This is a genomic window from Bartonella harrusi (assembly GCF_024297065.1).
GTDB classification, from domain to species: domain Bacteria; phylum Pseudomonadota; class Alphaproteobacteria; order Rhizobiales; family Rhizobiaceae; genus Bartonella; species Bartonella harrusi.
This window is the reverse complement of the sequence record NZ_CP101114.1, coordinates 991,691-1,003,934: the sequence shown is the minus strand read 5'-3', so window position 1 is coordinate 1,003,934 and position 12,244 is coordinate 991,691. Positions and strand designations below refer to the sequence as shown.

Genomic DNA, 12,244 nt, shown 5'->3' with positions numbered 1-12,244 from the left:
ATTTATAAGCAATTATGCAAAAATTGGCATTATTCTTTTAGAGTACTGTTATCTTTAAACTTTATTGAATCTTTTATGATACCGTAACAAAACATCTACAGCTTTTGATGCTACTTTTTGTCGATGGGAGTATAGCTATAAGTTTTTTATGCTATCAGGCTTACATATCTAGATGTACATCTCAAATAATATGAACTTATTTCTGCTAATTTTGCTGTACTTTTATGGAACTTTATTAGGAAAGACATTATTGGATAGATTATGGATATCTTTAAGCCATTTGTTTTTTTACCAGCCATAGGTAGAAATAGCTTGCTTCTTGGTTATATATTTTACTTTAGTGATCGTATGGCTCATGAAAAGATTAATCAGCTCTTGACTTTTTTTAGAACATCCGTAGTGTTGCCGAAAAATTTTATGATATTAAAAATAGATTTTAATGATATCGTTTTCAGTAAAATAAAGGATCCTTAAATTATGGCTAAAGCAGCAACCATTAAGATCAAACTTTTATCAACTGCAGATACTGGTTTTTTCTATGTAACAAAGAAAAACAGCCGTACAATGACAGATAAAATGAGTAAACGTAAATATGATCCAGTTGTAAAAAAACACGTTGAATTTAAAGAAACGAAAATTAAATAATTCGTTGCATATTTAACGAACAAATTCTACAGCCTAAGATATAAAATAAATCGATTTTTATATTTTTTAGAATTATTTTCTAAAGTGTATTGTTTGTTTTTTTAAGTTAAAGGCGAAAAGTGTGCTTATAACTTATGTGCTGTCTATAAATTGGGGTGTTTTTTTATTTTTTGTTGACTATCGGAATCATAGTTCTAGTTTTATTATAAGATTGTGTTTTTTGGTTTAATGTGTAGTAAGAAATGCAAAGCTCTTTAAAGTGTTAAGAGGGTTTCTTATTATAAGTGAGTGATATTTTTATAAAACCAATAAATGCCTTTGTAAAAATTATCAGTACTTTTCAATGAATCAACAGTGTCACGGTAGCGTTTTCCTTATTTCATGAAAAAAGAATTTCATTTTAAGCTAAGAAGTTTACATGTGAAGATGTTTGGTTTTGGCATTCTTGTCATTTCAGCCCTTCTAATTATTCTAACAATTTATTTTAAGCATACTGAAACACTCCCTCAAAAAGAGAGTTTTTCCTCTAAAGCCTCTGTCAAAGGGCATGCATTTATTATTGATGGTGACTCAATTATGATTTCTTCTATCAGGATCCGGCTTGCTGGAATTGATGCTCCTGAACTCTATCAATTTTGTGGCACAAAAGACGCGCGCTATCCGTGTGGACTTGAGGCAAAAAAATATCTAGAACGACTCATAGAAAATCAACTTGTTACATGTTACTGGTATAAAGAAGATAAATATCGCCGTATTCTTGCAACATGTGAAACAAAACAAGTCAGCAATATTAATGCAACACTTGTACGTGATGGTTGGGCTGTAAGATATTATGATTACCAAAAAGAAGAGCAAGAAGCCAGAAAGGAAAAAAAAGGAATATGGAGATCCTCTTTTCAACAACCGAGAGAATGGCGAAAAGCACATCCTAGAACCGAATAAAAATATCTTTTAAATCTTCTTCTATTTGCCAATGAAGCAACCGTCCTATAGCCAAATTGTCGAACTTGAGAAAAAAATTCATTCCTGTCGTGTTTGCCTCTATCATCCATTTTACTTTCCTCCTCTTCCTCATGAGCCAAAACCTGTCGTTTATTTATCCAATACGGCTTTGATTGCAATTGCGGGCCAAGCTCCAGGGTTGCGTGTCCATGAAACTTCTATCCCTTTTAATGACCGTTCTGGAGAAAGATTACGGTCTTGGCTCGATATCACAAAAGAAGAGTTTTATAATAGATCTCACTTTGCTATCGTTCCGATGGGGTTTTGTTTTCCAGGTTATGATCAAAATAAATCTGATTTGCCTCCAAGACGTGAATGTCGTGAAATATGGCATAAAGAAGTCTTTCAAGCCATGCCCCAAATAAAGCTTGTCCTAGCTATTGGAAGTTATGCACAAAAGTGGCATATTGCAGAATTAAAGCATAAAACTGTTTCAGCAACCGTCCATGATTGGAGAAATATTCTTTCCATACGTCAACCTCAAGGCTATAATGTCATGCCTTTGCCTCATCCATCATGGCGAAACACTTCTTGGTTACAAAAAAATCCATGGTTTAATGATGAGCTTATCGTATATCTGCGGCGTTTGATACGTAGATTTTTATAAACTAAATATTGAGATAAAATATGGATCGTCTTGACCGAAAAATTTTACACCTTTTACAAGAAAATGCGACACTTTCTGTTGCTGATATTGCTAAAAGAGTTGGACTTTCAACCACTCCTTGTTGGCGTAGAATTCAAAAACTTGAAGAAGAAGGTGTTATTCAACGCCGTGTTGCTGTTCTTTCTCCAGAGAAAGTAAACGCACACGTTACTGTTTTTGTCTCCATTCGTACAAACACACATAGCCATGAATGGTTTAAGCGTTTTGCAAAAATTGTCGGAGAATTTCCTGAAGTCATTGAGTTTTATCGCATGAGCGGAGATATTGACTATTTATTGCGTGTTGCCGTTCCCAATATTGAAGCCTATGACCTCTTTTATAAGAAATTAATTGCTAAAATTGATATCCGTGACGTCTCATCTTCTTTCGCAATGGAACAGATTAAATATACAACAGAACTTCCACTCAACTATATAAAATTGCAAGAAAAAAACAATGAACAAAGTTCTTAAAGGTTTCTTTAATACACTATCATCCTGCAAGTGATCAAATCATCTTATTCAAAAACCGCCATTTGTGCGTGGGTCAAAACAGCCGCCTTAACAATACCAGCCGCCATCGCAGCACCCGTTCCTTCCCCAAGACGCATTTTAAAATCTAAAAGTGGTTCTTTGCTAATTTTTTTTAAAAGTTTATGATGTCCAGATTCAGAAGAAAGATGTCCAACAAGGGTATGGTCTAAAGCTTTTGGATGAATTTTATAAAGAACGGCGGCGGCGGCTGTTGCTACAAAACCATCTAAAATAACGGGAATTTTTTCCATTCTTGCCGCTAAAATAGCACCAATCATAGCCGCAATTTCACGCCCTCCTAGGCGACGCATAATCTCAAAAGGATCATTAAAATAATCCTTGTGTAAAGACACCGCCGTCTTAACCGCCGCTATTTTACGTTGATAGAATTCACCATCAAATCCCATATCATCTCCCGTCCATTCCTCCACCTCTCCGCCAAACAAGGCCAAACATAAAGCTGAAGCTATTGTCGTGTTTCCAATGCCCATTTCACCTATACATAGGAGATCTGTTCCACCCGCAATGGATTCCATTCCAAATGCCATTGTAGCCGCTGCACTACGTTCGTCCATTGCTGCATCTTTCGTAATATTCATTGTAGGATATTCAAGTGCCAAATCAAAAATCTTCAATCCAAGATCATAAGCTATGCAAATTTGATTAATAGCAGCACCACCAGAAGCAAAATTTTGCACCATCTTTTGTGTCATAGATTGCGGAAATGATGTAACATTTTCTTCTATAATGCCGTGATTTCCCGAAAAAATAGCAACCAGAGGTCGTTTTATGACAGGCTTTTCTGCTCCCCTCCATCCCGCATACCAAACTGCGATATCCCTTAATTTTCCCATCGCTCCTTGAATCTTCGTCAATTTTTCCTGCCGTCGTTTTGCCAACATCATAGAAAATTCATCAGCAATAGGCAAATTTGTGAGTAAAGCACGAAAATCATCAAATGGACTAACGGTCATGAAAATACCTTTTCAAATTTAAAATCTTTAATGAGAATCTCGTCATATATAAAGGATATGAATAATTTATTGGTTTTTTTTAAGCAGCTTTTTAAAACGTTAAATATTATGAAAAAAATTATTTTTGCACTCTTTTTGCTTATCAAATAAATATTTTGTTCATTTATATATTATAATTTTATCAGTATATTATTGTCTATTTTTATACTATTGCATTAAATCATACTTCTTTATTGCGGAGCATCGTGTAGTATACTATTGTGTAGTTTTAACCCTCTCCATAATAAAAGATAATAGCTTTTTGCAATCCCCAAATTTGAATCGTTTAAAACTTTAACGGAGATTGCTTTGTAAACACTTATTAAGTGAGAGCAGCAAAAGCTTTTTTCAAAGCACGCACGTCTGCATCGGCTTTTGTTGCATCATTTGATAATATTTGCCGCCATCGGCGTGCTCCATCTCTGCCATGAAATAGACCAATCATATGACGTGTTATATGAGAAAGCCGTCCTCCTGATGCAATATGTTGATCAGCATAATCACACATCACTTCAATAAGATCATCATCACTCAGTTCATTCTGTGGTTCACTATATATTTCACAATCAATATATTTTAATAAAGTTGGATTATGATAAACTTGCCGACCAACCATGGCCGCATCACATACAGTTAAATGCTCTTTGATCTCATCAATAGATTTAATTCCACCATTTATTCCAATGAATTTATGAGAATATTTATGTTTTAACTTATAAACTCTTTCATAATTTAATGGGGGAATATTGCGATTTTCTTTCGGGCTTAATCCTTGTAACCATGCTTTACGTGCATGGACCCAGAGTGCATCACCCCCAGCATTCCAAACTTGATTTGCTAAAAGATCTAAAGCAAATTCTTCATTCTGTTCGTCCACACCAATACGACATTTAACAGTGACAGGTATGCTAACAACTGTTTTTATCGCTTCCACAGCCCTTGCTACAATATCAGGATATAGCATCAAACAAGCACCAAACATACCTGCCTGAACACGATTTGATGGGCAACCAACATTGAGATTTATTTCATCATAACCAAATTCTTCAGCAATTTTCGCAGCTTCTGCTAGTTTTTTCGGATCTGCTCCCCCTAATTGCAAAGCAATTGGATGTTCTTTATCGTTAAAAGCTAACAATTGTTTACGAACACCATGGATTACAGAATCGGCTACCATCATTTCGGTATAAAGGAGCGTTTTTTTTGTTAAAAGACGATAAAAAAATCTGCAATGCCGATCCGTCCACTCTAACATTGGTGCTACCGCAAATTTTACTGATGATGGAGAATTATAAAATATCATAAGAGCATTACTCTCTCATTTATTAAGGGTGTCCCCTTTCATATATACAATGCTCTCATTTTTCTACTTTAAGAGAAAAACTTATTTCCTTTACCATAAGTTAAAAGTATAGAAACATATTCTCTTACCAATTACACTTCTTTAAAATCTAAAATTCTGCCAAGATCAAAAGAAGAAATGTTATATACCGTTTCTAACGAAATGAAATTCTCGGATATGCAACGCATGATGTATGGAAAGTGCATTGTAATATAAAAAATCACTTTAATAGTTCTTCTCGCCCCTCAATGGTTTATAAATGCATTTTCCTGTATAATAAATAAAATATTTTACAGCTGATAAACAATAAATGAAAATACGATTATAATACACAGTATTCTGGCTTATTTGCCTTCAGCGTTTTATCGCATTCTTATAAAGTTAAATGAGCATCAATTTTGTTTGCTTGTTTTTTTGTCTTGCATGTAAGCAGAAAGAGCATCAATTTCTTTCTCATTAAACAAAAGTCCAAGTTTTGAACGGCGCCACAACACATCTTCACATGTTTTTGCCCATTCCTTTTCCATTAACCATTTGACTTCAACTTCATAAAGCCCATGACCAAAATCTTTTCCTTTATCTGCTCTCCCATTCGCAAATATCACAAGTGCCTCCGAACCATAAGAACGTGCAAGCCTACGGTATGTGAAAGCATCTAAATCTGGAATCAAAAGAGCAATCTTATTTTCAATTGTATCCAGCCTATCATATGCAAAATCCCCCCCAGGAAGCGTTGAATTTTTGGTCCATGGCCCTCCTCTTTTTCCAAGTGCTTTTTCAACAAACTTCATGGCATCTTCAGCCAGCTTACGATAAGTTGTAATCTTCCCACCATAAAGATTCAGAATCTGGGGCATATTTTCTGTCCCCATTTCTTTCAAAACATAATCACGTGTAATTTCTTGTGCTTTTGAAGCTCCATCATCATAGAGTGGACGAACACCCGAATAAGTCCAGACAATCTTTTCACGCACTACGGGTTGTATGAAATATTCACTCGCGGCAGTACAAAGATAATCAATCTCTGCATCCGTAATATGAACATCAGCAGGATCACCTTGATAATCACAATCTGTTGTTCCAAGGAGTGTAAACTCTTCCTGATAAGGAATAGAAAATATAATACGACCATCACCATTTTGAAAAATATAAGCACGATCATGGGCATAAAGCTTAGGAATCAGAATATGAGATCCCTTAACAAGCCGAACAGGAGGATTCTTTTTACAATCTAAAATATTTTCTAGAATATGATTAATCCAAGGTCCCGTCATATTCACAACATAAGAAGCTGTAACACAATATTCTGTATTGTTTAATTTATTGCGAAGAAATATAAGCCATTTTTCTTTTTCTCTTTTTATAGAGATAACTTCTGTCCGTACTTTTATATCAGCTCCCTGCTTTTCTGCATCACGAGCATTAGCAATGACCAAACGTGCATCATCAACTCTAGCATCAGAATATTCAAATCCTCTCTGATACTCTTTCTTCAGTGTAGAGCAAAAATTTTTTGAAAAATTCACCATTTTACTGCGCCACAGTTTTTGATTCCAACTCCCTAAATAATCATAAATAAACAGTCCCAAACGCAACATCCAAGCGGAGCGTAATTTTTTATGATAAGGAAGAAGAAAACGAAGAGGACGCACAATATGGGGAGCCATTCGCAAAATAGTTTCGCGTTCTTTCAAAGCATCACGAACAAGTCTAAACTCATAGTGTTCAAGATAACGAAGACCACCATGAATAAGCTTGGTCGACGCACTTGATGTCCCCGAAGCAAGATCATTCATTTCTGCCAATCCCACTTTAAAGCCACGTCCAGCGGCATCTCTTGCCAATCCACACCCATTTATCCCTCCACCAATGATAAAGAGCTCATAATGTGTTGTGTTTTTCATAATTTTACTTTTCATCATTTAAGTTAATTTGTTTTACTATACACAATACACAATAAGAAAACAGGCAGAGACAATATCAATGTTCTTAATCGAATTGTTAATGTCCTTTTTCTCCTGTCAATAAAGAAAAGAAATTTTATCCCCTTTAAAAACAGTATCTCGCAAAATGATGCATCATACAAAATATCCTTTCTAGAGAAAATTGATATTCTTTGCGTAACCCATTAATTATAGTTAAATACTTTATTGCATACAGGCAATAGTTTTCATATATTTCACTCAAGATCACAGTAGAAATATGAAGCAGTATAGAAGCAGTATAAATGACTCATCAGCCTCAACACTCAAAAACAACAATCATTGCAAAATTTTCAGCAACAATTATGTTGAGTATTTTGATCTCTTCATCCTTTTTATCAAACGCAATATCTCGCGGGAAAACAGAAAATTATCTTAACTCAGAAAGTTTTAAGACACAGCTTTTAGAAGATCCTACTTTTTTGTCTAAGCTTAAAGAAAAACTTATACCTCTTGTTGACGATTACGATATTCAAAAAATTGTAAGAGAATATTTACTTACTAATCCAGAAATCATGATTGAAATGCAGCTTATCCTCCAAGAAAAGCTGGAAAATAAAAACAAACAAAAAACTCAAACACAAGCTTCAATCATTAATTTGTTTAAAAAGGAAATTTTTCAATCTCCTCACGATGCTGTTTTGGGTAACCCAAATGGTAAAAGAGTGCTGATTGATTTTTTTGATTACAATTGTGGATATTGTAAAATGTCCTATTCATACATAGAAAATTTAATAAAAGAGTACCCAGATTTACGCGTTGTTGTCAAAGATTTACCAATTCTTGGTCCTGATTCTATGGCAGCCCATAGTGTTGCCTATGCTTTTCGCCAACTACTTCCAGAAAAATATCCTCAGTTTCATAAAGCGCTTTTAACCAATAAAAGTCGTGCCAATGAAGCTAAAGCTATAAAAATAGCCATTTCATTAGGAGCCGATGAAAAAGAACTGCGCAATGCATTAACAGATTCTAAACTTCAAAATTCCTTTAAAGAAAATATGCAAATTGCCTCTGCTCTGAATATTACAGGAACGCCTTCTTATATTATTGGTGATAAAGTGCTTATCGGAGCCGTAAGCCAAGATATTCTAAAAAAATCCATAGAACATATAAAGTAAAATTATCTTTTTTACCTCATAAACTTTTATAAAGAATACCGTAAATGGAATAATTTTATGCTTTCTCTTTTTTTATAACAGGCTTATAAGTGCACTTTTATAAAGTAGATACTGGTTTAAAATTGTAAACTGTGATCTAAAAGTGAATAGCTTTTAATAGAAGCCTCCAAAAAGATTATCCGTAGTCTAGAGATATTCGATCATAGCAATTAGATAATAACGATCTTCATTGATCAAGGAGTAAGAAATAAAATGGTAACAAAAAAAAATGACGCGGGAAAATATACCACAATTGATACAAAAATTATTCGTGACCTTGCTGAAATTTTAAATGATACAAATTTAACAAATATCGAACTAGAACAAAATGGACTTCGTATTTGTGTATCGCGTCAAAATACCTCAGCTGCTCCTGAACAAACAATTTATGCCCCTATTCCTTCTCCTACTTTTTCAGTAACTTCTCCTCCTAGCTCAACAGCAGAAACTCCTAAACAAGAAGACAAATCAAAAAACACAGTAACATCTCCTATGGTTGGAACCGCTTATCTAGCACCTTCACCAGGTGCACAGTCTTTTGTAGAAATAGGGCAAAGTGTTTCTGAAGGGGAAACTTTACTTATTATTGAGGCAATGAAAACGATGAATCAAATTCCATCACCGCGCTCAGGCACGGTAACCACTATTTTTGTTAAAGATGGCCAACCCGTTGAGTTTGGTGAACCACTTGTCGTTGTTGAATAAAGCAAGGAGCAATTATGATTCGAAAAATCCTCATCGCTAATCGGGGAGAAATTGCTCTTCGCGTGCTACGAGCTTGCAAAGAACTTGGAATAAAAACTGTAGCCGTTCACTCTACCGCTGACGCCGATGCAATGCACGTTCGTCTTGCTGATGAAAGTGTCTGTATTGGCCCTCCCCCAGCGCGCGATTCTTATTTAAATGTTCAGCAAATTATTGCGGCGTGTGAAATTACAGGAGCTGATGCTGTTCATCCTGGCTATGGTTTTCTTTCTGAGAATGCAAGATTTGCAGATGTTTTAGAAGCTCATAATATCACATTTATCGGCCCAACAGCTGCGCATATTCGGATCATGGGCGATAAAATCGAAGCAAAAAAAACTGCTAAGAAACTTGGAATTCCTGTAGTTCCTGGTTCAGATGGAGCTGTTACTGAAGAAGCGGAAGCTTTGCGTACTGCTCATGAAATTGGTTATCCAGTTATTATTAAGGCTTCTGCCGGTGGTGGTGGACGTGGTATGAAAGTCGTCCATTCTGAACAAGAGTTTACTGTAGCACTCAAAACAACCCGTTCAGAAGCGGCAGCAGCTTTTGGAGATGATGCAGTTTATATCGAAAAATATTTAGAAAAGCCTCGTCATATTGAAATTCAAGTTATAGGTGATGGAGCGGGAAATGCTGTTCATTTAGGAGAACGCGATTGTTCGCTTCAACGACGTCATCAAAAAATATGGGAAGAAGCGACGTCACCTGCGCTTAATGAAATTGAACGGGAAAAAATTGGTGGTGTTGTGGCCAATGCCTGTGCTCAACTTGGATATCGTGGAGCAGGTACTGTTGAATTTCTTTATGAAAATGGTGAATTCTACTTTATTGAGATGAATACACGTTTACAAGTTGAGCATCCTGTAACTGAAGCGATTACAGGCATAGACTTGGTCCATGAACAAATTTATATTGCATCAGGATGCAAACTTTCAGTAACTCAAAATGAGATCTGCTTCTCTGGCCATGCTATTGAATGTCGTATCAATGCGGAAGATCCCCTTAACTTTATACCATCACCAGGAACTATTACACATTTTCATACCCCTGGAGGTTTAGGAATTCGTGTTGATTCAGGTGCTTATTCAGGTTACCGTATTCCTCCTTATTATGACAGCATGATTGGAAAGCTCATTGTGCATGGACGTACGCGTTTAGAATGTATGATGCGTTTACGGCGTGCTTTAGATGAATTTGTAGTCGATGGAATCAAAACGACATTGCCTCTTTTTCGTGATCTCATTGACAATAAAGATATTGCAGACGGTAACTACAACATCCATTGGCTAGAAAAATATCTTTCTAACCAATCAACCTCTCCAGATTCGTAGTTTGGTAACAAAATGATCGATATTCATTAACATTTCTAGTAAATAACAATATGGGAATGATATCTAAAACCACTATAAACGGTAAGAAAATAAAGAAGCTAATTGTTTTATAATTTGTGATATAAGTAAAAATATGCACTAAAATTGATAATTTTCTATTTTCCTTTTTGCAAGTTTGTGCTACTTGCTATGTCGTTGTGCCCTTATAGCTCAGTTGGTAGAGCACCTGATTTGTAATCAGGGGGTCGGGAGTTCAAGTCTCTCTGGGGGCCACCATTTATCATCCTCAACATATTGAAATATATAATTTTTTTCTTAAAAAAGCCAATTTCAGAGCACCTTTTAGACCACCTTCTACAGTTTATACAACTTTACCTCATTTGTTGTTATTTGCTGCTTATTTTTCTTCGGGGTAAAGGCCAAGATTTCTTTTTTTCTCCATCTTACCGCTCTCCCTAGCTTATAAGGCTCAGGAAACACCCCTTGAAACACCCAATTGCGAATCGTTGTGGTTGATACGCTAAAAAGCTCTGCACATTCGCGTGTTGTCACATATCTATCACCATCATCAAATATCATCTCATGACCTTTCACTCTTTTACGTTACATAATGGGCGGCCATACTAGGAAACATATGGAGCTTTCCCATTTTTAAAAATTTGTATGCTTATTTTTTAGATATGCTTAATTTCATATTTCCAATCCTGTAATTGTGTAAGAGCCAAGGCTATTTGCCCTCTATGGCACATGCATACATTGGCTTCAAAACAAGTAATTGCAACGCGCTTTTTGTTTAAAAAGACTTGATATCATGTGTTTATTGCACACAAATGATTTTTGAGTGTTGTCTTTTGATATTCTTCAAAAAGACGTTCGTAATCTTTTTGTGTTTTCAAATTTTGTCGTTTTTCAGAGGCAATGCCAAGTTCAGGCATATGCATATATTCAATATTAATGTTGTTTACAGCTTTCTCCAATTGTCTTTTCGAAAACCCATGTTTTCTACTTATTGGATTTCTACGAACATCACATAAAGTTTTGATATTGTTTTCTATGAGACAATCAAGATAATTCTCAAGGGACTTTCCTTCATAGCCAATTGTAAAAAAACAAGCTTTCTCATCTTTAGCTGGGTGTAGGATACTCTGTTTGATATTACACACGTTTTACTTCCTTACATAATGGGTGTGGGTGCTGAGAGGAGGAGAGCACCCCCATAGGGTTATGCAGCTTTTGTCAAGATCTGCTTCATGTCTTGCTCTATTTCTGCTAAAAAGACCTCGACTGCTTTAGTAATCTGTTCAATTTGTTCATCATCACGGTGGATGCGTTGGATTTTATACGCAAGTGAGATGACCTCTCTACAAATTGTGGATTATAACTGATGAAATGACACCATTTGCGCCCTGTACAAGCCATTTGGAATTGCATCTGCACTCTGTATTCAGGCTTAATCTCGTCATACATAAAAAAACGAAGATGTGTCGTTGATTGTGGACATTTGACTTCAACTAAACCGTCTTCACCAATCAAACCATCCGGACTAGCCCCCGCCATTTTGATGGTAGGATGAGGTATAAAACCGCATTTTATGACATCGGCATCATAAATGAATTCATATTCTTTCAGGGCGTCCTCTTCATGTTCAATCCCCCATTGCATAGATGGTGTTATATAAGATTGGCTTATTTCCCCTGTTAAGCGTTCTGTCATGAGTTTCATTTTGTAGTCTTCATATTTGCTTGTCGGCAATCCTTTGGCTGTTCTACTGAGGACATTGTAAACATTAGACGCGGTAATTTTCCCTAATCTTGCTTGAAACCATTCTGCTGTTCTTTGTTCCATC

At 35.7% G+C, this 12,244-nt stretch carries 12 protein-coding genes, 1 tRNA gene and 1 pseudogene; 8 read left to right on the top strand and 6 right to left on the bottom strand.

Annotation, left to right across the window (positions count from 1 at the left end; genetic code table 11):
* The first annotated feature begins 477 nt into the window (after nucleotides 1–477).
* From rpmG to NMK50_RS04730, 4 genes are all read left to right on the top strand, one after another.
* Nucleotides 478–645 (top strand): 50S ribosomal protein L33, encoded by a 168-nt coding sequence (rpmG, locus tag NMK50_RS04745; protein WP_004864083.1) that lies wholly within the window; start codon nucleotides 478–480, stop codon nucleotides 643–645.
* 381 nt (nucleotides 646–1,026) lie between these two features.
* The gene (locus NMK50_RS04740; protein WP_254771056.1) at nucleotides 1,027–1,587 is read left to right on the top strand and encodes a thermonuclease family protein; all 561 of its coding nucleotides are present in this window, start codon (nucleotides 1,027–1,029) and stop codon (nucleotides 1,585–1,587) included.
* Between the two features lie 31 nt (nucleotides 1,588–1,618).
* Nucleotides 1,619–2,254 (top strand): uracil-DNA glycosylase family protein, encoded by a 636-nt coding sequence (locus NMK50_RS04735; RefSeq protein ID WP_254771055.1) that lies wholly within the window; start codon nucleotides 1,619–1,621, stop codon nucleotides 2,252–2,254.
* A 20-nt stretch (nucleotides 2,255–2,274) separates the two neighbouring features.
* Nucleotides 2,275–2,766, top strand: coding sequence for an Lrp/AsnC family transcriptional regulator (locus NMK50_RS04730; RefSeq protein ID WP_254771054.1), 492 nt, complete (start codon nucleotides 2,275–2,277; stop codon nucleotides 2,764–2,766).
* 44 nt (nucleotides 2,767–2,810) lie between these two features.
* On the opposite strand, the gene cobT is transcribed toward NMK50_RS04730, so the two are convergent.
* From cobT to glpD, 3 genes are all read right to left on the bottom strand, one after another.
* Nucleotides 2,811–3,800 (bottom strand): nicotinate-nucleotide--dimethylbenzimidazole phosphoribosyltransferase, encoded by a 990-nt coding sequence (gene cobT, locus NMK50_RS04725; protein WP_254771053.1) that lies wholly within the window; start codon nucleotides 3,798–3,800, stop codon nucleotides 2,811–2,813.
* Nucleotides 3,801–4,161: 361 nt separating this feature from the next.
* Nucleotides 4,162–5,142, bottom strand: coding sequence for a tRNA dihydrouridine(20/20a) synthase DusA (gene dusA, locus NMK50_RS04720; RefSeq protein WP_254771052.1), 981 nt, complete (start codon nucleotides 5,140–5,142; stop codon nucleotides 4,162–4,164).
* A 431-nt stretch (nucleotides 5,143–5,573) separates the two neighbouring features.
* Nucleotides 5,574–7,103, bottom strand: a complete 1,530-nt coding sequence (glpD, locus tag NMK50_RS04715; RefSeq protein ID WP_254771051.1) for a glycerol-3-phosphate dehydrogenase — start codon at nucleotides 7,101–7,103, stop codon at nucleotides 5,574–5,576.
* A 305-nt stretch (nucleotides 7,104–7,408) separates the two neighbouring features.
* Here glpD and NMK50_RS04710 point away from each other — a divergent pair, with 305 nt between their 5' ends.
* The 4 genes from NMK50_RS04710 (at nucleotide 7,409) to NMK50_RS04695 (ending at nucleotide 10,670) form a co-directional block, all read left to right on the top strand.
* Complete coding sequence (locus NMK50_RS04710; protein WP_254771050.1) at nucleotides 7,409–8,281, top strand: DsbA family protein; 873 nt, start codon at nucleotides 7,409–7,411, stop codon at nucleotides 8,279–8,281.
* A 252-nt stretch (nucleotides 8,282–8,533) separates the two neighbouring features.
* Entirely contained in the window at nucleotides 8,534–9,025 is a 492-nt protein-coding gene (gene accB, locus NMK50_RS04705) for an acetyl-CoA carboxylase biotin carboxyl carrier protein (RefSeq protein WP_254771049.1), read from the top strand.
* A 14-nt stretch (nucleotides 9,026–9,039) separates the two neighbouring features.
* Nucleotides 9,040–10,398, top strand: a complete 1,359-nt coding sequence (gene accC / locus NMK50_RS04700) for an acetyl-CoA carboxylase biotin carboxylase subunit (protein WP_254771048.1) — start codon at nucleotides 9,040–9,042, stop codon at nucleotides 10,396–10,398.
* Between the two features lie 199 nt (nucleotides 10,399–10,597).
* A tRNA-Thr gene (locus NMK50_RS04695) sits at nucleotides 10,598–10,670 on the top strand.
* Nucleotides 10,671–10,752: 82 nt separating this feature from the next.
* Here NMK50_RS04695 and NMK50_RS04690 read toward each other — a convergent pair.
* From NMK50_RS04690 to NMK50_RS04680, 3 genes and pseudogenes are all read right to left on the bottom strand, one after another.
* Complete coding sequence (locus NMK50_RS04690; RefSeq protein ID WP_254769724.1) at nucleotides 10,753–10,977, bottom strand: helix-turn-helix transcriptional regulator; 225 nt, start codon at nucleotides 10,975–10,977, stop codon at nucleotides 10,753–10,755.
* A gap of 230 nt (nucleotides 10,978–11,207) precedes the next feature.
* Nucleotides 11,208–11,561, bottom strand: a complete 354-nt coding sequence (locus tag NMK50_RS04685; RefSeq protein WP_254769725.1) for a DUF488 domain-containing protein — start codon at nucleotides 11,559–11,561, stop codon at nucleotides 11,208–11,210.
* A 59-nt stretch (nucleotides 11,562–11,620) separates the two neighbouring features.
* A pseudogene (locus tag NMK50_RS04680) lies at nucleotides 11,621–12,243 on the bottom strand (lambda exonuclease family protein).
* Nucleotide 12,244: the final 1 nt, after the last annotated feature.